We start from the raw sequence: 21,569 nt of genomic DNA, 5'->3' as shown, positions 1-21,569 counted from the left end.
ACCTGCGATACACTGGCCGTCCGGATGCAGACCCAGACCGTCTTTGGACAGCCGTCGTGGACGGTGAAATCCGACAACGTCACAGCCCACGTCACGAAACTGGGCGGGATGATGGGGCCCGTCGCGTTCGACCTCGAAGACCGCACGGTCCAGCCGTTCTCGGTCGCGCCCTGGTGCGACGAAGGCCCTTCCGACAGGCCCGGGATCCTCAGAGCGCTCCGCGGCGACTTCTTCTGCATGCCTTTCGGAGGATCGGCCGAACCGTACCTCGGAGAGGACCATCCCCTCCACGGCGAGACGGCGAACGAAGAGTGGGCGTTCGATTCGACCGGGCGACATCGGCTCGACCTCGTCCTGGAGACCCGTGTCCGTCCGTCCAAAGTCTATAAGACCGTCCGGTGCGGGGACCTGGCCGTCATGCAGAAGCACACCGTCCTCGGCCTGTCCGGACCGATGTGTTTCGGCATGCACGCGATGGTCGCTTTCCGTTCTCCCGGCATCCTGTCTTTCGGCGGGACGCACGGGGGCCACGTGTTCCCGGCACCCTTTGAAGACCCGGCGCTAGGCGGGTATTCGTCGCTCAAAGCGGGCGCAAAGGTCACCGACCTTTCGCACGTCCCGATGTCGGACGGTTCGCTCACCGATCTGACTCGGTTTCCCGCCAGGGAAGGGTTCGACGACCTCGTCCAGCTCGCCTCCGACCGAAAGCAAAGGCTCGGCTGGTCGGCCGTCACCTTCCCAGACGAAGGCTATGCGTACTATCAGTTGAAGGACACGTCTGTCCTTCCCACGACCGTCCTATGGTTCTCCAACGGCGGCCGGCACTACGCACCGTGGTCGGGCAGGCACAGGAACGTCGTCGGGATCGAGGAGACCTGTTCGTACTTCCACCTCGGACTGCGCGGTAGCGTCGCGCCGAACCCGTTCCAGGCCGAAGGCATCGAAACGTACCGCGACTGCCGACCGAGCGAGCCCTTGGAAGTCACCACCGTTTGCGGCGTGGTCCCGATCGGACCGGGGTTCGGAAGCGTCGCCGCGATCGTCGCCACGACGTCCGGTATCACCCTCGTCGGGGAGAGCGGCGCCCGTATCGAGCGCACCTGTGAACCAGGGTTCCTTCCGGTCTGATCAGACGAGGAGCGCTTCCGACGCCCGCTCGCAGAACGAGTGTTGCGGGGCCAGGACGTGGACCGGGCCGTCGTGACGGCACCACACCGGCCCGAGACGGGCCATGTGCGTGTAGTAGACCCTTTGACCTTCATTGGTCGTCGACCAGTGGGAGCTGCCCGGACATGTCCTCAAAAGGACGAACTGGCCCGGCATGATCGAAACGTCGTCGGAAAAAAGATGGACGGCAGGCGATTGGTTGCCGTCCACCAGAGCCGCCTCGGCGACGATGGCGTGGCCCTTCAGGTTCACGCGCATCGACCCGTGATTCTGCAGGAGCACGAACTCCCGCCCGATGTTGTCGTCCTTTTGTATTCCGACGATCCTGATCATAGAAGACCCCGAAGGACTTGGCTAGTAATACTGACGGGATATTGACCGAAGTCGGTGCGAAATTGCCTCTTTTTCACACAGCCTTGTCCCCAAAGTGTGGAATCTAGCGATCGAGGACCTAGGGAACATTGTCCAAAACTTTGTCAAGAAGGGCGACCAACTGGGTCGTTTCTTTCTCGGTCAAGCCATGGGACAGGACCGTTTCGGACTCGTTGACGTACTTACGGATCTGGCGCATCAGGGTCTTCGCCGAATCCGTGAGCCGCAACACCTTCACCCTCCGGTCCTTTCTCGAAGCGGCCTGCTCGAGCAAGCCTCTCTGGACATGGCTGTACACCGATTCGCTCAAGGTCGCCGCCGTCACGCCGAGCCGTTTCGCGACTTCGATCTGACTCGCGTTCTGCCCCGAGCCGGAAACGGCCGAAAGCAACTGGAAGGTGCCCCAACTGACCCCGATCTTCCGGAGCCTCGGTTCGAGCCAGGCGGACTGGACTTCATAGACCGCGGCCACGCGCGGCCCGATCATTTCCGGGGGCATGAACGTTAGGGTACCTAACCGGATCGGGCTATGCCAAGACGTCGAGCGTCGTCCGGTCGAGGTCTTGGACCATCCGAAGGACGTGGGCGTTCACCGCGTGGACCGTCTGTGCCACCGAAAGTTCGACCATGTCGGCGGCGAGGTCGCCGTCCCCGGAACTGACCCTCCGTATGACGTCGGACATCGAACGCTCGGCCCGCTCCATGCCTGCTAAGGCGACCGACGACAGATCGAACGGACCGACGCCGGACACCGCTAGACCTCCTCGTCGAACGTGTGTTCGACCACGGCTTCGCCCACTTCGACAAGGGCTTGGCACGTTTCCAAGATCACGCCGCCGTTGTCGTGCCCGGCCAAAGCCAGGCTCGAGGCGACTTGCCTCTGGATCCGGTCAAGGGCCGCCATGGATGCAAGGAGTCGGACAGTAGTGCTATCGATCATCGTTCGGGCCGATACTGAGGACGTACCGCCCTGACGGTGTCCCCCACCAGGTTCCGGTGCCGGACTTTGCGATTCCCCGTAGACCTGCCGGCCCCAGGCGGACTCAGGTCGCGAAGTCCCAGGGATCCCGGTTCTTGCCCGCCAGGTCGTCGATCACCGCGTCGGTCGTCCGGAGCCTCGTGCTCAAAACCCTTGCCAGGTTCGCGAGCATCGTGAACCCTACGTCCTTGTTCTGGACCATGTACGCCCGGAGTTCGCGGGCGGGAAGACGGGCGAAATGGACGGCGTTGATGCAGACCGCGTTCGCGCTGCGAGGTTGGTCGTCGACCAAGGCGACTTCACCGATGACCGCCCCAGGCCCGATCTCGGCCAGTTTTTCACCGTTCTCGCTGGTGATGTTGACCCGGCCGTCAAGGACGACGAACAGGTCGCCGCACTTTTCGCCCTTCCTGCAGACGGAGTCCTGAGGCAGCCGTGTCTCGAACGTCGCGAGAGACGCGATTTCATCGATCCGGTCGGCCGGGAGTCCGGACACCAGGTAGTTCTGCCGAAAGACGTCGAGTCGCTGGCTCTCCATACCGCGCCGATTCTACTCGTACGGGCGTCGACAGGTCGTCAGTTCTTCGGCTTCGGATTGCCCCAGTGTTTGATCAGGAACTCGACGTAGACCGCCAGCGTGTCGCGCCGGTTCAGGTCGCCACCGAGTCCGTGGCTCCCCGTCGGGTCGACGACGAGTTCGACCAGCGGCGCGAGTCCGTATTGGCACAGGACCCGATAGACGTTGATCGTATGGACGAACAGGACGTTGTCGTCGTCCATGCCGTGAAGCAGCAAAAGCGGGTGCTTCAAGTTCATCGCCACTTTCGTCAGTGAAAACTTGTCGAGCTCGTCGACCTTTCCTTCCGGCTGGACGGCGATCGTCTCTTGCGAGTACCACTGGTTATAGTTCTGCCATTCGGTCGGTCCGGCGCCGGCGATCCCGAGCGTAAAGACGTCCGGGTCGTGGTACATCGTGTACTGGGTCTGCCAACCGCCGAACGACCACCCGTTCAACGCCATCTTCTTCGGGTCGACGCCCCATTCGCTCTGGCAGAACTTGGCGCAATCCACGAGGTCTTGCGACTGGACTTCGCCGACGTGGCCGAACGACGCCCGCACGAAGGCCGCGCCGTAACCGCTGGAGCCTCTGGGGTCGATCGCGACCGCGACATAGCCCATCGCGTAGGCCAGATACATGTTCAAGAGGTACTCGGTCGAAGCGAACGTACCGTCAGAAACCGTGTTACCGTTGCCCAGCGGCCCACCGTACGTGTAGACCATGCAAGGCCGCTTGTCGTCCTTTTTGAAGCCCGGAGGGAGGAACGCAAAGCCGTGGATCGTCTGGCCGTTCCGGTTCTTGAACGTGAACAGCTCTGGCCGAAGCTTATTGACCTTTTCGAAAGCGCCCTCGCGGTGCGACTTCGTCAACTGCACCTGGCGACTGTCGGAGACCACGTACGTCTCGACCGGACGCGACCAGTTCTTGAAGGTCGCGACCATCGCGTTCCCTTGGTGCGAGACACGCGGCGTGCCATAGTCGCCGGTCTCCTGGGAAACCCTCTTCATGTCGCCCGACGCGATGTCGACGCGATAGATCTGGCTCCGCGCCGGATCCAAAGCGGTCGAGACAACGATCAGCGACTTTCCGTCGGGAGACACCTTAACCGGATACGCTTCGAACTCGCCTTGGCAAAGCGCTTTGGCCGTTTTCGTCAGCGGATCGACCAACCACGGGAGCCGCCATCCGGTCGTCTCGAACAGTGCGACCACGCCCTTTCCGTCGGGGGTCCAGACCGGGCTGCACTGGACGGCGCTGCTGCTTTCGCCAGGGAACGTCGTCTTGTGGACCGCTTCCAACTTCTGCGTGGAAAGGTCCGCCACCTGCAGCTCGATCTCGCGGCTGGCCGTATCGTAGGTCGCGAAGGCGAATCGTTTCGAATCGGGCGACCACGGGTCTTCACCAAAGCTGGCGTCCTTCAGTTCGTCGCCCTCGCTCTTCCAGCTCCAGACCTTCCAGGGCTTTTCGTCCTGACCCTTGGTCAAGTCGAAGAGGAAGAGGTGACGCTCTTCCTGCAGCTTTTCGTCGGACGTCCCAAGGGCCTGGTTCTGTCGCCGGACTTGGCCGAACCGGTTCTTGTAAGTCATCCACTCGATCGGTTTGTACGTCCCCGATTTTTCGACGTACAGCATCATCTTCGTCCCGTCCGGGCTCAAAGAGTAGCTTTGGAACGGGAGGTTGTCCGGAAGCTTCGGGTTCAACTGCTCGATGTAGGCTTGGTCGAACCTCATCATGTAAAGCCCTTCGCCTCGACGGAAGTAGAAGCCGCTGTCGTCCGCCATCCATTTGACGTCGCCCTCCGAGTCCCGCGTTTTCGTCAACCGGGTCGGCTTCTTGTCATCGGCCTTCCAGCGGAAGAGGTCTCCCTTGTACACGAAGAGCACTTCGTGCCCCTTGTGCGACCACGCGTATTCCGAAACGCCGTTGTACGAGGGCAGCGGTTCTTTCCTTTGCTCGTCCTCTTTGCGCAACTTGATCATCGTTTCCCGGTACGACTTCTCGTCGAGCTTCAAGCGCTCGTCCCGCTCCCTGTCCTCCTTTCGGAAGCGCTCTGCCGCCTTCTTCGCGTCCGTATCGAACTCGGACATCACTTCGATCGACGTCACCGCCAGCGACTTGCCGCTCTTTGCGTCGTACACCCAGAGGTCGTTGCCTCGGACCTCGTACGGGTTCCACAGGTAGCCGAAGTACCGGTCGTCACCGGACCACTCGATCGACCGCGCCGTCTTCCCGAAAAACGGCTGGCGGGGGAACAGGTCGTCGAACTTGAGGTCCGAATCGACGGGCGGCGACCACGGTTGGGCGGGTGCGAGCACGGGCAGGAGGATGAAGGCCCACGCAAGGCGTCGAAGCATGCCCCTTTTTACCTGAGCGTTCAGGCGCCGATCTTACGCAAAAGGGCGAGGCCGAGAAACGCCATGAACGCCCGGATCAAAAGGTGGGCGACGACCACGGACACGAACACGGTGCCAGCGACCGGAAGCTCCAGAACGTGGGAAAGCCCCTCGACCATCATCACCGTGACCTTGTCGCCAGGCAACGGTCGGAAGAAGTACAGGCCTGCAAGGACCGGAACGGCGGCAAGATGGTAGACCTGCTTGACCCGCCAATAAGGCCAAGCTTCGCCGTCTTCTTCGCCCCACTGTTCCCTTCTGGCTTGAAAGAGGCTGATCGCCGTCAGGCAGATGAAAATCGCCGCTCCGAAGACCCTTCGCTCGATGAACAGGCCGGGCGCTTCGAGCCGGGCCCAGTTGATGGCCCCTGCCGTCAGGGCGAGCGTCACGCATGCTCCGACGATCGCGATCCAGGGCAACCAAGGTCTCGACCGGGGCCAGACCTTCCGCGCTTGCTTGATCAGTGCGCCTTCGAGCCAAAACCAAGCCTGGAGCCCGAGCCCGGCCGCCGTCGCCATGATGAGGAGGATTTGGAAAGTGTGCAAGTCGGTCCCTAGTCCCTGGGTCAATCCGGACCGCCACAATTGGCGGCCACTGTTGAAGATGGTACCAGACCGACGGAAAGTTCGGCCCCGATCGAGACGGGCGGAACGCGCGGCCCGACGCCTCTAGGTATGCCAGAATCATTCATGGATCAGGCCCAGACGCTTCAGTTCGTCCGCGACATGCCCAAAGTGGAACTCCACGTCCACGTCGAAGGGTCGATCCGCCCGGAAACCGTCCTCGACCTGGCCCGTCGAAACGCGGTCGACCTCCCGGCCGACACGGTCGAAGGACTCCGGGACTGGTACAGCTTCCGTGATTTCAAGCACTTCGTCGAGGTGTACGTCGCCGTTAGCCGGTGCGTCCAAACCCCGGAAGACATCGAGACGGTGTTCCGGGAGTTCCTCGCCGGTCAAGCCCGTCAGAACGTGCGCCACACGGAGGCGACGTACACCGCTTGCACGATCGAGAAGTACGCGGGCATCCCGTGGGACGAGCAACGGGACGCGATCGCCAACGCCGTCGCTTGGGGGCGAAGGGAACTCGGGACCTCACTGGGCGTGATCCTGGACATCGTTCGGGGAGACCCGCCCGAACGTGCCGCCCAAGTCCTTGAATGGGTCGAAGACGGCAAATCGTCCGGCGTCGTCGCTCTCGGCCTGGCCGGCATGGAGTGGCTCGGGACGAAGCAGTACGCAGAGGTGTTCCAGGAAGCCCGGCGCAAAGGGGTCCCCCTCATCGCCCACGCCGGCGAGACGACAGGGCCTGAAGCCGTCTGGGACGTGCTCGAAGCAGGAGCCTTGAGGGTCGGTCACGGCGTCCGGTGCTATGAAGACCCGCGCCTTGTCGAACACCTGCGCGAAAGGGCCGTCCATCTCGAAGTCAGTCCGACGAGCAACGTCTGCCTCGGCGTGTTCCCTGACTACGCCTCACACCCGCTCAGAAGGATGGTGGACGACGGGCTCAACGTCAGTGTCAACTCCGACGATCCGCCCATGTTCTCGACTTCGGTCACAAGCGAGTGGGAGACCGCCGTCCGGGAATTCGGGTTCGACGCCGCGATGGCCGCGTCCGTCACGATGAACGCGGTGGAAGCGGCCCTTCTGACCGAACCTGAAAAGGCCGCCTTGCGCAGCACAGTGGACCAAGCGGCCGGCCTCTGCCAGGTGTGACGGCACGGACCGAACAGGTCTCCGACGGTATAACCGACGGACATGCGCGTCCTCCTTGTCCGTCACGGCCAGACGGTCTGGAACGCATCGAACCGGGCTCAGGGGCACACGGACATCGAACTGAACGAGACCGGTAGGGTCCAGGCGGCACGCTTGGCCCGCAGGCTCACGGACATGAAGGTCGACGTCGTCCTGTCCAGCGACCTCGTGCGTTGCCGACAGACCTTGGCACCGTTCCGGGCCCTCCGACCTGGTTTGACCGTCGAAGAGCGTTCCGACCTACGAGAGCGGACGTTCGGACGCATGGAAGGCGAGGACTACAGCGTCCTTCACGAGTGGATGCGTGAGGAGGGGCTCCGGACAGGGAAACCGGAGCGCGAAGTCCGTCCTCCCGGCGGAGAGTCGATGGACGACGTCTGGATCCGGCTGAACGCCGTCGAGGACCGGATCCGGAGCGAGGACCGGTGCGTCCTGGTCGTGTCGCACGGCGGTGCCTTGGCCCAACTCATCGCAAAGCTCATCCGCGGCGGTCACGATGCCCCACGGGCCTTCCGGTTCGAGAACTGCGGGCTCACGGAACTGACGCGAAGGCCGGACGGTTTCTACGTCATCTCCCGGTTAAACGACTGCAAACACCTCGAGGCGCCTGTTGAAGTGGCGTGAGCGTCTGCTCAAGCCGTGGCCGGTCGTCGCGTCGGCCGCCCTCCTGTTGCTCGCTTTCCCGCCGTTCAACCTCTCCTTGCTCGTCTTCGTCGCGGCGGCTCCGTGGATCGCGTCGCTAAGGAAGACCGACCCCAAGGGCGCCCTTCGGTCGTCGGCGCTGTTCGGAGCCCTTTACATCGCGGGACAGATGTACTGGGTCGTCCCGTTCATAGCAGACTGGACGAAGAAACCGGCTTTAGCCCTCGTGCCCTGGGCCGTGTGCGCCGTCCTCGGCGCCTTGATCTATCTGCCGCTCGGGTGGCTCGTCCAAAAGTGTTGGGCCTACCGATGGGCTTGGCTGATCCCCTTCGTTTGGGCCGGGCACGAGGCCTTCAGGGCCTACCTCGTCGTCCTCGCCTTTCCTTGGGGCATCTTGGCGAACCCGCTCTGGTCGTTCCCGCAGTTCGTCCAACTCGCGTCCTTCGGAACGGTGTTCGCCGTTTCGGCCTGGTCGATGGTCCCGAACATCGTGCTCGCGATGTTCGTCTGGCCACCGGAGAGAGACGGCAGGAAACTGGCTCCGGATACCCGCTCGACCTTCCGCGCCGCTTTGGTCTTCGGATCTCTCATGATGGTCTCGGCTTACAGGTACGCGAACCCGCCGAGCGTCCAGAAGAAGGTCGTTACACTGGGGCAACCGGGGATCGACATGGCCTTCACCCCGCGGGACGTCCGTAAACTCGACCTGGCCGCCGCCGGGACACTGATCCAGTCGCGGGCCCTCAGCCAAGGCAGCGAGATACTGTTCCTGCCCGAAGGCTTCAGCGACGACGATCCCAGGATCCCCCCCTTTTCGCCGTTGGGCGAGCGGCCCGGGCTCAGCGTGGTCCTCGGAGGCAAACGGCCTGCGGACGGTTCGTTCTATCAGACCGCGTTCTCCTATGACGATGGAGCGTGGGACTACGCGGACAAGACGCGCCTTGTCGTGTTCGGAGAGTACGTCCCCTTCCGGGGATCGCCGCTCCTCGCGAACTTCAACCTGCCAGGCGGCGACTTGACCCCCGCAAAGGAACTGAAGACTTTGAAGGTGTCCGGCGTCACGATCGGACCCTTGCTTTGCTTCGAAGGCGTCTTCCCCGACCTTGCCGACCGTCACGGACGGCTCGGCGCCCAAGTCCTGGCCCAACTCAGCATCGACGACTGGTACGAGAAGACTCCCGCCTGGGAGCAGTTGTGGCAGTCTTCGGTCTGGCGGAGCATCGAGTCCGGACTACCGCTGGTCCGGGTCGGGGGTCGCGGCCAGACCTTGGCCACGGACGTGCGAGGCAACGTGACGACGGTCGTACCGCAAGGCAAGATGGCCGCAGCCCGGGTCGAACTGGGCGTGCCCTCAGGGTCCGACGCCTTCGCCTACCGGATGGCCTTTCCCTATTTCTGTTGGGCGCTCTGCGGGTCTGTCGCTATCTATTCCATCGTCGACAGACTGGCCGCGAAGCGCGCCGCAGGCAAGCCTGCTCCGACCGGGTAAGGCTTCTGTCCGTCCCTCGGGCGCACGTTCGAAACCGCTAAAATGAGCCGTGCGCGTCCCCTTCCTCGACCTGACCGCCCAGTACAACGAAGTCAAGACCGAAATCGACGCGGCCGTCGCGGAGATCTTTGCGACGAGCGCTTACGTGCTCGGGAAGTGGAACCGCCGGCTCGAAGAGCAGGTCGCGTCCGCGCACGGAGTCAAGCACGGCATCGCACTCAACAGCGGCACCGACGCTCTCCGCATCGCGATGCAAGCGTGCGGCATCGGGCCTGGAGACGAAGTCGTCACGACCGCTTTCACCTTCGTCGCCAGCGTCGAGACGATCGTCCAACTCGGAGCGACGCCCGTGATGGTCGATATTCTGGAAGACACCTTCGACATCGACCCGTCGAAGATCGAGGCGGCGGTCACCCCGCGGACCAAGGCCGTCTTGCCGATCCACCTGTTCGGACAGCTCGTGGACGTCAAGGAAGTCCAACGAATAGCCGACGCGCACGGCCTGACCGTCATCGAAGACGCAGCCCAAGCCGTCGGCGACCACCATGAGGGTCGATTCGCCGGGAAGTGGGGCAAGGCGGCGGGTCTCAGTTTCTACGTGACCAAAAACCTCGGCGCAGCCGGCGACGGCGGCATGGTCCTCACCGACGACGACGAGGTCTGCGAACGGTCTAAGAGCTTGAGGGTCCACGGGATGGGCCGCGAACGGTACTACTACGACGAGGTCGGGTACACGAGCCGCATGGCCGAGATCCAAGCGGCCGTCCTTTCCTGCAAGTTCGAACGCCTCGCCGATTGGAACGCACGACGGGCCGAGGTCGCTCGGATCTATCTGGACCGACTGCAAGGCGAGGACATCGGCCTTCCTGTGACGCGGCCTGGCAACAACCACACTTGGCACCAGTTCACGGTCCGACATCCACGGCGCGACGACCTGATGGCCTTCTTGAAATCTCGAGACGTCGACTCCGGCATCTACTATCCGGTGCCGCTCCATCTCCATAAGCCGTACGAGCGGTTCGGCCACGGACCCGGAAGTCTTCCCGTCACGGAAAGGGTCAGCCGCGAATGCCTGAGTCTCCCAGTACACCAACACCTCTCGGACGATCAGGCGGCCTTCGCCGCAGAAACGATCGCCGAGTTCTGCAAGTCTCCCGTCGCCGTTTCCTGACGGCCGCAGGGCGAGGGCAAGGGCTAAACTCGCGCGATGGCGTTCGTCCGCCGCCACGGGGCCGTTTTGGCGCTCGCGCTTCTTCCGTTGTGCGTCCTATGGCGCGCGGTGTTCTTCGGCGAAGCCGTCGGCCCATGGGGCCAGATCCTTCAGATGGCGCCATGGAACGGCCCCGTACCGGATTCGGCTTGGGACGTCCTCCAAGCCGACGGAGTCCTCCAGTTCCATCCGTGGCGCGACCTCGTTTTCGAGTCGTGGCGCACGGGCCACTTGCCGCTCTGGAACCCCTACCAGTTGTGCGGCACACCGTTGTTGGCCAATTCTCAGAGCGCGGGGTTCTATCCGCTCCACGTCCTCGTCGGTGTCTTGCACGTGCCGACCGTTCTCGGTATCGCGCTCCTCGCCTGGTTCCACTTGGCCTGGGCCGGTCTCGGCGCGAGGGCCCTTGCGAAGGTGTGCGGCGCGAACGAAGAGGGCGCACTTATCGCCGGCGTCGTGTTCGGCCTCTCGGCCTTCTTGGTCGCCTGGTCGCCCCTCGCCAGCGTCGTGACGACGTGTTCGTGGATCCCCTGGTGCCTCTTCTGTGCGAAACGGCTCGCCGGTTCGGACCGGAAGGCTGCTTGGACGGCGTGTCTGGCCCTGAGCACGGCCATGATGCTCTTGGGCGGACATCTTCAGTTCGCCGCCTACGGTCTGATCGGTCTCGTCGTTTTCAGTGGCGTGATCCTCGTCCAACACCGGTCGCGAGCGACCGTTTGGGGCGCGGCCGTCGGTGCGGCCTTTCTCGGGGCGATGATGGCCATGCCCCAGGTCTTGCCCGCGCTCGAATTCTCCAAACAGAGCCACCGTCAGGTCGGCCCCAGCCCAGAAGGGGCAGCGGCCTATGCTTCGGCCGCATTGCGGCCCCCTGAGCTGCTTGGCTTCGTGGTCGCGTCCGTGACCGGACTTCCAGGCAACGGATGGCGGCCCGAACCGGGTGGCACGGTGTTCCCGAGCTACTGGCCCGCGTATGTCAAACGCGGTGCCGCCATGGCGGAATCGGCCCTCTCGCTCGGGCCCGTCGCTTTCGCCTTGTTGTTCCTCCAGAGAAAGGGTAAGGCCCGCAGACAGGCGGGCCCCCTCGCGGTCGCCCTCGTCGGCCTCCTTCTAGCCCTTGGGCCGCTCTCGGTCCTGCTGTACTGGGTCTTGCCAGGCTGGTCGGCGACAGGTAGCCCAGGAAGGGCCGCCGTCCTCGCCGTACTCGGGCTGGCCGTCTGGGCCGGGACGCTTTGGCCCGTAAAGGACGACCGTTCCCTCCCCGCACGGGCGTTGGTCGGCCTGGGAATCGGTTTCGTCGCCTCGGTCGCGGGCGCGTTTCTGGCCGCCGGGACCCTTGGCTCGTACCTCGTCGGCTTCGACGGGCTGGGTGCCATCGTCAACTTCGACCTGGTCTCTCCCGTCCCTGCCGGGCTATCGGTCCTTCTCGCAGGTGCCGGCCTGGCCCTGATCAAGTTCCGGCCGCAATGGGCTGCTCCCGTTTGCGTCTTGTCCTGCCTGTGCGCAGGTCCGTTGTTCTGCCTCCCGACGGGCAAGCCCCCACCCCCGCCCAAGACTCCAGAACCCATGGTGCGGCGGGCTTTCGTGAACGCGGACTGGGAGCTGCTACTGGCCGCCAGGGCCGTGATGCCAGGGAACACCGCGACGACGTCCCGCCTCTACGACGTCGGCGGCTACGATTCACTGCTCGATAAGACGACCCTCGAGACCTTGCGCGCGATCGATGCCGGCAAAGATCCGGCCCCGCCCGCGAACGGCAACATGATGTTCGTCAAGCCGGATTTCGACCCCGTCCGACTTGCCGAAGCCGGCGTGACCGAAGTCTGGTCCCTCCGCCCGTTGCCCCAAATGTCGGCGGTTCCCCGCCAAGACGGTCGTCACTTCGTCTACGGGCTTCCTGGCCCGGGGCGTGTCACCGTCTCGGACGGCCAAGCCCGGATCGTGCGCGATACGACCGAAGGACAGACGGTCGAAGTCCTTGGGCCGACGGAGTTGACCGTCAGGGACCGCTCGATGCCGGGCTGGTCGGCTACCGTCGACGGGCGCCCCGTCCCGATCACGGCCGAGGGTCCATGGCGCCACGTCTCGGTTCCCGAAGGAGCGACGTCCGTGGAGTTCCGATATGCGCCTCCCGGCTTACGGACAGGGGCGACGGTCGGCGGGTTCGGGCTGCTCGTGACGGCCGTACTCCTTGCCGCCGGCTTACGGAAGCGTCCGAGCGAGCCGGCAGGCGTCGGCCAAGAGGCCCACGGGAGTATCGTATAATAGGAAGTTCCAGGTGAACGTGACGTGAGGAACTCGTCGACACCCGTTTTGTCCCCGTTGGGACAAGAAGCTCCGACCGCGTTCGGGCGTTACATGGTCGTCATCTACAACAACGACCACACCGCGTTCGAGGACGTCGTCCGCGTCTTGATGGAGGCCACCGGATGTGTCCCAGAGGAAGCCTATACAGAGGCGTGGGAAGCCCACCATTTCGGTCAGGCTCCCGTCCACTTCGCAGGAGAAGCCGCGTGTCAAGCCGTCGCCGCCATCATCGGTCGGATCGGCGTCAAGACCGATGTCAAGAAAGAGTGGGATGACTGACCTTCCCACCCTGCCGGCCCGTGCCGTTTCAAGCCCCGCGTCGCTCCCAGACCTGGACCGAGAGCTCGATCCGGCAAAGGACGAAGGTTGGATGGTGACCGTCTTCAACAACGATGTCAACACGTACGACGAAGTCATCACGGTCTTGATGTTCGCGACCGCCTGCGACGCGGAAGAGGCTTATATCGAAGCGTGGGAGATCGACCATTTCGGTTCGTGCATCGTGCACCGTGCCGATGAGAACGAATGCCGGGGCGCAGCCGACGTGATCACCACTATCGGGATCGCGGTCGAAGTCAGTCCCCAAGCCTAAGCGTCCTCTCCACGAGGCCAGGATGAACCCCGCAACCGGGCCGTACCGGACATGAAGACCCGACGCACGCCGATCGAACTCGTGATGAGGCCGTTCCAGGAGTTCGCCTCCCGGGAGGCCAGCGGCGGCATCGTCCTCTTCGCCGCAACCGTGGCCGCCCTGATCGTCGCGAACACCGAACTCCGCTCTACCGTCGAATCCTGGCTCGCCCAAGACGTCTCGGTGGTCTTCGGCCGTTTCCGGGACGCGCTCGACGTCCACGGCCTTGTCAACGACGGTCTGATGGCCGTCTTTTTCCTGGTCGTCGGTCTCGAGATCAAACGCGAATTGGTCAGCGGCGAACTCTCGAGTCCGAAACAGGCCGTCCTTCCGTTCGTGGCCGCCCTGGGAGGAATGGTCGTTCCGGCCCTGTTGTACAGGATTTTGAACCCGGCAGGCCCGGCAGCGGCCGGGTGGGGCGTTCCCATGGCGACCGATATCGCGTTCGCCCTTGGGGTCCTTGCACTGTTGGGAAGGCGTGCGCCGTACGGGCTGAAAGTCTTTTTGGCCGCCCTGGCCATCGTCGACGACATCGGCGCCGTGGGCGTCATCGCGTTCACGTATTCGCACGGCCTTGATGTCCAAATGTTGACGGGAAGCCTGCTGGTCTTCGGCGGGTTGATCGTTGCGAACGTGCTCGGTGTGAGGAACCTGCTCGTTTATCTGGCTGGCGGAGCCGTGATGTGGTGGTTCATGCACCACAGCGGCGTCCATTCTACGGTCGCGGGGATCCTGACCGCCTTTACCGTCCCCGCAGCCTCACGCATCGATGCACGGGCGTTCCGTGAACGGGCCCTGACCAACCTCGACGGTTTTGAGGAGGCTCCGGAAGGCTCGCGAAGCTTGAGCGAAGACCAACAAGCCAGGCTCCACTCCCTCGAGCGGTCCATCGAACGTGTCACGTCGCCTCTCCAACGCCTCATCCACGGCGCCCATCCTTGGGTGGCGTTCCTGATCGTCCCTGTCTTCGCCTTCGCCAATAGCGGAATTCCCGTCGACGGTGCCTCTCTGTCCAAACTACCGACGGACCCGATGGCTGTCGGGATCGCGCTCGGCCTCATCGTCGGCAAACCGCTCGGCATCGTCGGTTTTTCGTTCGTCGTCCTGAAGGCGGGACTCGCCTCATGGCCCGATGGCGTCTTGCCCCGACACCTCATCGGTGCGGGGTTTCTCGGCGGCATCGGCTTCACGATGGCGGTCTTCATCAGCGGGCTCGCCTTCCCGGACCCCGCAAGGCTCGAGACAGCCAAAGCCGCCGTCCTGGCAGCGTCGATGGTCTCGGGCGTCTTGGGTTACGCCTTGATCCGGGCCAGGCTCGGTCGACCGAGGACGCAAAAGTCATAATGGACCGTTGCCGGTCGTCACCGGCACCGAGAACCCGACTGTGAGCGCGCCGACTCCTCCCAAGCCCGACTTCGGAAAGGCGAGCGGCATCATGGTGCTCAGCCTCTTTCTGAGCCGCGTCCTCGGGTTGCTCCGAAACACGATCGTCGCCGCCATGTTCGGTCAGACGGTCCTGACCGACGCGTACCGACAGTCCTTCGCAGTCCCAGACGTCCTGTTCTTTTTGATCGCCGGAGGCGCTCTGAGTTCCGCGTTCATCCCGGTGTTCAGCGAGTACCTCCACACGGGTCGGGAATCGGAAGCCTGGCACGTCTTCAGCTCGGTCACGAGCTGGATGTCGGTGATCATCACCGTCTTTATCGTGCTGGCCTGGGTGTTCGCCTATCCGCTCCTTCAACTTCTCGTACCCGGAAGTCCTGCGACGTGGCAGACGGCCTCCGACCTCAGCCGGATCGTTCTTCCCGCCCAACTGGCGTTCTTCGTCGGGGGACTGATGTTCGGGACGCTCTACGCCCGTCAGGTTTTCACCGTTCCGGGGCTCGGCCCCAACCTCTACAACCTCGGCATCATCTTTGGCGCGGTCGTGCTGTCCCACTTCGTGTCCCCCAAGGTGGCAGGGATGTCTTGGGGGGCCTTGGCGGGAGCGTTCCTCGGCAACGTCGTCCTTCCGCTGTTCGCGATCCGAAAGCTCGGGGGCATGTTCAAGGTCACGTTCGATACCAAGCACCCCGGGGTCCGAAAGGTGTTCCGGCTCATGTTGCCCGTGGTGTTCGGACTGTCGCTTCCCGCCGTCTTCGGGCTGGTGATGCAGTACTTCGGTTCGTTCTATGGCGCGGGCATGCCGACCGCGCTCGACAACGCGGACCGCATCATGCAAGCCCCTTTGGCCGTCTTCGGCCAGTCCTTCGCGATCGCAGCGTTCCCCGCCCTTTCGCAGTTCTATGCGACCGGGCGGATGGACGCCTATCGCGACCAACTCTCACGATCGCTACGGACCGTCCTCTACATCACGGTCCCCGTCTCGGCGCTTTTGATCGCCATGCCTGAAGGTGTGATCAAGATCCTGCTGGAACACGGTCGGTTCACTGAGGTCGAGACCGCGAGGACGGCACCGATCCTGCAACTCCTCTCGTTCGGCGTCGCGGCCTGGTGCGTGCAGCCGATCCTGATGCGGGCCTTCTTCGCGGTCCAGCAGACGCTTTGGCCGATCGTCGTCAGCACGGTCACGACGGCCGTGTTCCTCGTTCTTTGCACATTGCTGACCAAAACGCCCCTGGCCCATCTCGGACTCCCGCTGGCAGGGTCGGTCGCGGCCGTCGTCCTCGCGACCGTGCTCCTTACGACCATTTCACGCCACACCGGTGACTTGGACATGTCCGGCATCCTGACGACCCTCGGTAAATGCTTCATCGCCGCGGCCGTCATGGCGGTCCCTTGCTGGTCCGTGATGCGCTGGATGCTTGGGGCGAACCTGTCCAAGCCCGTCTTCGGCGCCGGATTCGTCGTCCTGGGGCTGGCTGGATGCTGGGTCTATATCGCGGTCACGCGCAGGATGCAGATGCCCGAGACGGCGTACGTCGACCGGGCCATGGCCAAGCTCGACAAAAAGCGCAAGAGTCCAGGTTCCGACGAGCCGGATGCACCGTCCGATCCGCAAGGCCCGGTCGCCTGAGGAAGGGCCGATCCGACCCGGTACCCTAGCGCCATGAGCGACGTCGTCGTCTTGTCCGGAGTCCGTACTCCGATCGGCGCCTTTCAAGGTGCGTTTTCCAGTCTCACCGCCCCCCAACTCGGATCGGTCGCGATCAAGGCCGCACTGGAACGAGCCGGAGTCCAACCGGGAGACGTCGACGAAGTCCTGATGGGCAACGTCTTGAGCGCGGCCATCGGTCAGGCGCCGGCACGCCAAGCCAGCCGTGGAGCCGGCATCCCCGACTCGGTGCCCTGCACGACCGTCAACAAGGTCTGCGGAAGCGGGATGAAGACGGTCATGATGGCCGCCCAAGCGGTCCGGTGCGGCGACGCTGACGTCGTCGTGGCGGGCGGGATGGAGTCGATGACGAACGCGCCCTATGCCATGCCGACGGCCCGGGCAGGCTTCCGAATGGGACACGCACAAGCCCTGGACCTCATGATCCATGACGGACTTTGGGATCCGTACAGCAACGTCCATATGGGCAACTGCGGCGACCTCTGCGCCCGCGACAACGCCTTTTCCCGAGAAGAGGTCGACGCTTACGCCGCCGAATCGTACCGGCGGGCTCTGGCCGCGCAAGACGAGGGCCGGTTGGCCGAAGAGATCGTCCCAGTGTCCATTCCGCAACGTAAGGGCGACCCTGTGGTCGTCCGTGAAGACGAAGAGCCGAAACGCGGCAATATCGCAAAACTTCCCGAGCTCAGGCCGGCGTTCGACAAGGAGGGCGTGACCACGGCGGGAAACGCCAGCTCCATCGACGACGGGGCGGCGGCCATGGTCCTTTGCTCGTCCGACAAGGCCTCGGCCAAGGGCTGGAGGCCTATCGGAAAAATCGTCGCCTACACTCAGTTCGCCCAAGACCCGCAATGGTTCACGACCGCGCCCGCGTCCGCGATCAAAAAGCTCCTTGACAAGGCGGGTCTGAGCGTCTCCGACATCGACCTGTTCGAGGTCAACGAGGCCTTTTCCGTTGTCGCCATGCATTCCGCGAAAGAGGTCGGCATCGGATCGGACAAACTGAACGTCAACGGCGGCGCCGTTTCTCTCGGGCATCCGATCGGCATGACCGGCACGCGGCTGGTCTTGACCGCCCTCCACGAACTCCGGCGCAGGGGCGGACAGTACGCGGTCGCGACGCCCTGCATCGGCGGCGGCGAGGCCACCGCAGTCCTGGTGCAAGCCCTCTGACGATCGTTCCGCTCCCAGCGAACGACCCGACGCCCGGCCCGAAGCGGACGGGCGTCGGGACAAGGCCTGTCTGACCCCGACCTCACTTGCGTCCGATAATCCTCTTACCCCCATCGTGAAGATCCTCCTTGCCTCTGTCGAAGTCGAGCCGTTCGCAAAAGTCGGCGGACTTGCCGATGTCGCCGGTTCGCTTCCTAAGGCCCTCGGTCAGCTCGGACACGACGTCCGTGTCGTCATGCCGGCCTACGGGATGGTCGTGAACGACCCTCGGTGGAGAGCCGTCAAGATCGCCACCCAGATCCCGGTGGGACTGAACCCCAGACAGGCCGTGCTCGCCGACGTCTACGAGGTCGTCCATGACGGCTTGACCGTTTGGCTGATCGAAGGGGACCACTTCTTCGGTTCCGTCTCGAAGAGCGAAGAGGTCTACTCACCGGGAAGGGACGCCTACCTGTTCTACGCTCAAGCGGCCCTCGAAGCTTGCAGAAGGTTGAACTGGCGCCCGGACGTCGTCCATGCGAACGACTGGCACACCGGGTTCTTGCCCGTGTTCCTGAGGGAAAAGACCGGCTGGGAGTCGACGGCGAGCGTGTTCACACTGCACAACCTGGCCTACCAGGGCCAGTTCGGGCCGGATACGGTCGAAGCGGCAGGACTTCCTTGGAGCAGTTTCGACATGGACCGTCTCGAGTGTTGGGGAGGCGTGAATTTCTTGAAGGCAGGGTGCGTCTATGCCGACCAGGTCAACACCGTCAGTCCGACGTACGGCCATGAGATCCAAACGGAGGAGTACGGCTGTGGGCTTTGGGGGGTCATGAGGCACTTGGCGTCCCATGCCCGGCTGTCCGGAATCCTGAACGGGATCGACGTCGAGCGGCACGATCCCTCGACCGATCCTCGAATCGACCATCACTTTTCCTCACACGACCTGACCGGTAAGGGCTTGTGCCGGGAATCTCTCTGCCGTGAACTCGGGATCGACGCGCCTTCGGACGCCCCTGTCCTGGGAGTCGTCTCGCGATTGAGCAGTCAAAAGGGCTTCGACCTCATCTTGGCCTCACTCCCGGCCATCCTGGAGACAGGGGCGAGCCTTGTCATGCTCGCTATCGGCGACCGGCAAATGGCGGCCGAATTCCGGGCGTTCCAGGCGGCCCACCCGGGCAGGTTCAAGCTCGTCGAAGCCTATGACGCGGACTTGGCCCAGCGGGTCTACGCCGGGATCGACGTTTTCCTTATGCCCAGTTCGTTCGAACCGTGCGGCCTCGGCCAAATGTTCGCCATGCGGTACGGATCGGTCCCCGTCGTCCGGCGCACGGGCGGACTGGCCGACACCGTTTTCGAAGGCGAGAACGGGTTCGTGTTCACCGACCGGGACTCCGGCCCCTTCTTGGACGCGGTCCACAGAGCCGTCCGCGCCTATCGGAGCCCGGACTGGGACCGGTTCGTCCTCCGGTGCATGGAAGGCGACTACGGTTGGGGCAAAAGTGCGGTCGAATACGTCGGTTTGTACGAGAACGCCGTCCGTTCGCGGGCGACGCAGTATCCGGTCCAAGCGGCTACTTTTTGACCGTCGGACGCGGCGGAAGGGGGCACGCGCGGACTCCGAACCACTTCTTTCTGTACCGGGCCACGATGCGATAGCCGAGGGCCAAGAGTTGTCGGACGCCAGGGACCGTTCCGACGATGCCGATCCAACGCAGGTACCAAGGTGCGACCCTCATCAGCCGGATCCAAGCGTCGGCCGCTCTGTAAACGCCGTCCGCCTCGAGGACCATCTCGTCGCCCGAGTAACCCTTTTCGGCCGCTTCCGGCGACTGAAGGACTTCGGTTTCGACCTGCTGGCCTGCTTTCGCAGCCCATTTGACGACCTGGAGCTGCGACCCGTGGCAAAGGTTGCACTCGCCGTCGTAGTAGAGCTTCCAGGTCATTCCCGTTCCTTATGACGCATTGTAAGCACGGACGCGCGGCACGATAGGGCCGAGGGCGCGGCCCACGTTCAGTCTGGCCCGAGTAGAATGCCGGCATGTCCAAGGTCCACGAATATCCCGTGACCCTAAGTTGGAGCGGAGGTCGCGACGGTTCCGGAAAAGTCACGGCAGACAGGTCGGCAGTCGGCGTCCCGTTGTCCGTTCCGCCCGAGTTCGGGGGCTCCGAAGGAACGGGGACGAACCCCGAAGAGCTGCTGACAGCGAGCCTGGCCGCATGCTATTCGATCACGTTCGGGATCATCGCCGTGAACCGAAAACTTCCCTACTCTGGCATGGAGGTCTCGGCCATCGGGGAAGTCGAGGAGAACGGCCCCCAGTTCACGTACAAGAAGATCACCGTAAGGCCGACGATCCGGCTCGGTGCCGATGCGACGGACGACCAGGTCAAGATGGCCGAAGACATGGCCCATAAGGCCGACGCCTACTGCATCGTCACGAACGCCGTTCGCGACAAGGTCCAGATCGTCGTCGAACCGACCGTCACGCGGGTCTGAACATGAGGACCAGGCTGGTCGCAGGCAACTGGAAAATGAACATGACCGTCCCTCAGGCGACGGCCATGATCGAGTCCCTGATCCCGGCCATACCTGCCAGGGCGAACGTCGACGTCGTCGTCTGTCCTCCGTACCTGTCCATTCCCAAGGTCAAGGAGCTCACGAAGAACTCCGTGGTCAAGGTCGGAGCTCAAGACGTCTTCTGGAAGGAAGAGGGGGCGTTCACGGGCCGCATCAGCCCGAAAATGCTGTCCGATCTCTGCGTGGACTATTGCCTCGTCGGCCATTCCGAAACACGCGGCCGGTTCGGAAAGACGGAAGTGCCGGAATCGACGGTCCCGTTCTTCGCCGAGACCGATGAGACCGTCAACCTGAAGATCAAGGCGTTGCTCTACCACGCCGTCACTCCGGTCCTCTGCGTCGGCGAAACGCTCGCCGAACGGGAAGCGGGTCGCACCGAAGCCGTCATCGAAGGCCAGCTCAGGGGTGCCCTCGAAGGCATCGAAGCGGCCGAACTGTACGGGCTGGTCGTCGCTTATGAGCCCGTCTGGGCCATCGGCACGGGCCAAACGTGTGCGGCCGACGAGGCTGACCGCGTCTGCGGGTTTGTCCGGTCGGTCCTCGGCAACCTGTCAGAAGCCGAAGTCGCAGATTCCGTACGGGTCCTCTACGGCGGCAGCGTCAAACCTGACAACTCTGACGAGCTTTTCTCCAAACCGGACATCGACGGCGGGCTTGTCGGCGGTGCGTCGCTGGATCCTGACGGCTTCGCCCGGATCGTCATCAGCGCGAAATGAACGCCTCTCCCGGAACGACGGTCAGAAGGGTCAGCGAAACGACGACCCAGCTTGCGCAGATCATGACCCCGAACGACGCCAACTTCCTTGGGAAGGTCTTCGGCGGTTCCCTCTTGGCCCTGATCGACCTATGCGCGAGCGCGACCGCACAAAAGTTTTGCGGGCTCGTCAGCGTCACGGCCTCCTTCGACCGGGTCGACTTCCACGATCCGATCGAAATCGGTGAGCTTGTCACCCTCACAGGCCGCATCAGCTACGTCGGGCGCACTTCGATGGAAGTCACGATCGACGTCGAGTCCACAAACCTTCGGACCGGCACGTCGCGCCACACGAACACGGCCAGGGTCACGATGGTCGCACTGAAGGACGGCAAACCCAGCCCCGTCCCCCGGTTGGTCTGCGAGACCCGAGAGGAAAAGGTGCGGTTCTTAGAAGGCCGCTTCCGCCGTGAGGTCCGGCAAAAACGTCAGATCGAGCTTCTTGAAACCCGCGAATACCTGGAAAAAGCACCGGACAGCGAACTCGACAGACTCCTCGCTGAATAAAGACGGGCTCCAAGCAG

Annotated in this window: 23 protein-coding genes; 15 read left to right on the top strand and 8 right to left on the bottom strand. The window is 63.6% G+C overall.

Going from position 1 to position 21,569, the window contains the following annotated elements; all coding sequences use genetic code 11:
- Nucleotides 1–24 precede the first annotated feature (24 nt).
- Entirely contained in the window at nt 25–1,128 is a 1,104-nt protein-coding gene (locus tag JST30_06755) for a hypothetical protein (GenBank protein MBS1714021.1), read from the top strand.
- On the opposite strand, the gene JST30_06750 is transcribed toward JST30_06755, so the two are convergent.
- The 7 genes from JST30_06750 to JST30_06720 all read right to left on the bottom strand — a co-directional run bounded on the left by JST30_06750 (nt 1,129) and on the right by JST30_06720 (nt 6,015).
- Nucleotides 1,129–1,500: a hypothetical protein gene (locus JST30_06750; GenBank protein MBS1714020.1), complete on the bottom strand. Its 372-nt coding sequence runs from the start codon at nt 1,498–1,500 to the stop codon at nt 1,129–1,131.
- A 118-nt stretch (nt 1,501–1,618) separates the two neighbouring features.
- The gene (locus JST30_06745) at nt 1,619–2,038 is read right to left on the bottom strand and encodes a winged helix-turn-helix transcriptional regulator (GenBank protein MBS1714019.1); all 420 of its coding nucleotides are present in this window, start codon (nt 2,036–2,038) and stop codon (nt 1,619–1,621) included.
- A 28-nt stretch (nt 2,039–2,066) separates the two neighbouring features.
- Complete coding sequence (locus JST30_06740; protein MBS1714018.1) at nt 2,067–2,291, bottom strand: hypothetical protein; 225 nt, start codon at nt 2,289–2,291, stop codon at nt 2,067–2,069.
- A gap of 2 nt (nt 2,292–2,293) precedes the next feature.
- The gene (locus JST30_06735) at nt 2,294–2,479 is read right to left on the bottom strand and encodes a hypothetical protein (GenBank protein MBS1714017.1); all 186 of its coding nucleotides are present in this window, start codon (nt 2,477–2,479) and stop codon (nt 2,294–2,296) included.
- Between the two features lie 103 nt (nt 2,480–2,582).
- Complete coding sequence (locus JST30_06730) at nt 2,583–3,056, bottom strand: cyclic nucleotide-binding domain-containing protein (GenBank protein ID MBS1714016.1); 474 nt, start codon at nt 3,054–3,056, stop codon at nt 2,583–2,585.
- Nucleotides 3,057–3,094: 38 nt separating this feature from the next.
- Nucleotides 3,095–5,431 (bottom strand): S9 family peptidase, encoded by a 2,337-nt coding sequence (locus tag JST30_06725; GenBank protein MBS1714015.1) that lies wholly within the window; start codon nt 5,429–5,431, stop codon nt 3,095–3,097.
- A 20-nt stretch (nt 5,432–5,451) separates the two neighbouring features.
- Nucleotides 5,452–6,015, bottom strand: coding sequence for a hypothetical protein (locus JST30_06720; GenBank protein MBS1714014.1), 564 nt, complete (start codon nt 6,013–6,015; stop codon nt 5,452–5,454).
- A gap of 144 nt (nt 6,016–6,159) precedes the next feature.
- Here JST30_06720 and add point away from each other — a divergent pair, with 144 nt between their 5' ends.
- The 11 genes from add (at nt 6,160) to JST30_06665 (ending at nt 19,295) form a co-directional block, all read left to right on the top strand.
- Complete coding sequence (add, locus tag JST30_06715; protein ID MBS1714013.1) at nt 6,160–7,185, top strand: adenosine deaminase; 1,026 nt, start codon at nt 6,160–6,162, stop codon at nt 7,183–7,185.
- 42 nt (nt 7,186–7,227) lie between these two features.
- Nucleotides 7,228–7,848: a histidine phosphatase family protein gene (locus tag JST30_06710; protein ID MBS1714012.1), complete on the top strand. Its 621-nt coding sequence runs from the start codon at nt 7,228–7,230 to the stop codon at nt 7,846–7,848.
- Entirely contained in the window at nt 7,835–9,355 is a 1,521-nt protein-coding gene (lnt, locus tag JST30_06705; GenBank protein ID MBS1714011.1) for an apolipoprotein N-acyltransferase, read from the top strand. The genes JST30_06710 and lnt overlap by 14 nt, the downstream gene beginning before the upstream one ends.
- A 49-nt stretch (nt 9,356–9,404) precedes the next feature.
- Nucleotides 9,405–10,526 carry a DegT/DnrJ/EryC1/StrS family aminotransferase gene (locus tag JST30_06700; protein MBS1714010.1) on the top strand — a complete coding sequence of 374 codons (1,122 nt, stop codon included), beginning with the start codon at nt 9,405–9,407 and terminating at the stop codon, nt 10,524–10,526.
- Nucleotides 10,527–10,562: 36 nt separating this feature from the next.
- On the top strand, nt 10,563–12,827 hold the full coding sequence (locus tag JST30_06695) for a hypothetical protein (protein ID MBS1714009.1): 2,265 nt from the start codon (nt 10,563–10,565) through the stop codon (nt 12,825–12,827).
- A gap of 24 nt (nt 12,828–12,851) precedes the next feature.
- A complete protein-coding gene (locus JST30_06690) occupies nt 12,852–13,148 on the top strand; it encodes an ATP-dependent Clp protease adaptor ClpS (GenBank protein MBS1714008.1) in 297 nt (98 codons plus the stop codon).
- On the top strand, nt 13,141–13,461 hold the full coding sequence (locus JST30_06685) for an ATP-dependent Clp protease adaptor ClpS (protein ID MBS1714007.1): 321 nt from the start codon (nt 13,141–13,143) through the stop codon (nt 13,459–13,461). The genes JST30_06690 and JST30_06685 overlap by 8 nt, the downstream gene beginning before the upstream one ends.
- Before the next feature lie 51 nt (nt 13,462–13,512).
- Nucleotides 13,513–14,844 carry a Na+/H+ antiporter NhaA gene (gene nhaA / locus JST30_06680; GenBank protein MBS1714006.1) on the top strand — a complete coding sequence of 444 codons (1,332 nt, stop codon included), beginning with the start codon at nt 13,513–13,515 and terminating at the stop codon, nt 14,842–14,844.
- A gap of 7 nt (nt 14,845–14,851) precedes the next feature.
- Nucleotides 14,852–16,516: a murein biosynthesis integral membrane protein MurJ gene (murJ, locus tag JST30_06675; GenBank protein MBS1714005.1), complete on the top strand. Its 1,665-nt coding sequence runs from the start codon at nt 14,852–14,854 to the stop codon at nt 16,514–16,516.
- 33 nt (nt 16,517–16,549) lie between these two features.
- Entirely contained in the window at nt 16,550–17,728 is a 1,179-nt protein-coding gene (locus JST30_06670) for an acetyl-CoA C-acetyltransferase (GenBank protein ID MBS1714004.1), read from the top strand.
- Nucleotides 17,729–17,843: 115 nt separating this feature from the next.
- Nucleotides 17,844–19,295, top strand: a complete 1,452-nt coding sequence (locus JST30_06665; GenBank protein MBS1714003.1) for a glycogen synthase — start codon at nt 17,844–17,846, stop codon at nt 19,293–19,295.
- On the opposite strand, the gene JST30_06660 is transcribed toward JST30_06665, so the two are convergent.
- Complete coding sequence (locus JST30_06660) at nt 19,285–19,656, bottom strand: DUF393 domain-containing protein (protein ID MBS1714002.1); 372 nt, start codon at nt 19,654–19,656, stop codon at nt 19,285–19,287. The two genes, JST30_06665 and JST30_06660, sit on opposite strands and share 11 nt — an antisense overlap.
- Nucleotides 19,657–19,751: 95 nt before the next feature.
- Here JST30_06660 and JST30_06655 point away from each other — a divergent pair, with 95 nt between their 5' ends.
- From JST30_06655 to JST30_06645, 3 genes are read left to right on the top strand one after another with little or no spacing between them, the layout of a single operon-like run.
- Nucleotides 19,752–20,210, top strand: coding sequence for an OsmC family protein (locus tag JST30_06655; protein ID MBS1714001.1), 459 nt, complete (start codon nt 19,752–19,754; stop codon nt 20,208–20,210).
- 2 nt (nt 20,211–20,212) lie between these two features.
- Nucleotides 20,213–21,007: a triose-phosphate isomerase gene (locus JST30_06650; protein ID MBS1714000.1), complete on the top strand. Its 795-nt coding sequence runs from the start codon at nt 20,213–20,215 to the stop codon at nt 21,005–21,007.
- Nucleotides 21,004–21,552 carry an acyl-CoA thioesterase gene (locus JST30_06645; GenBank protein ID MBS1713999.1) on the top strand — a complete coding sequence of 183 codons (549 nt, stop codon included), beginning with the start codon at nt 21,004–21,006 and terminating at the stop codon, nt 21,550–21,552. Before JST30_06650 ends, JST30_06645 begins: the two co-directional genes overlap by 4 nt.
- The last annotated feature ends 17 nt before the right edge of the window (nt 21,553–21,569 follow it).

Source organism: Armatimonadota bacterium (genome assembly GCA_018268395.1).
GTDB lineage: Bacteria > Armatimonadota > Fimbriimonadia > Fimbriimonadales > Fimbriimonadaceae > JAEURO01.
This window is presented reverse-complemented; position numbering and strand designations above follow the sequence as displayed.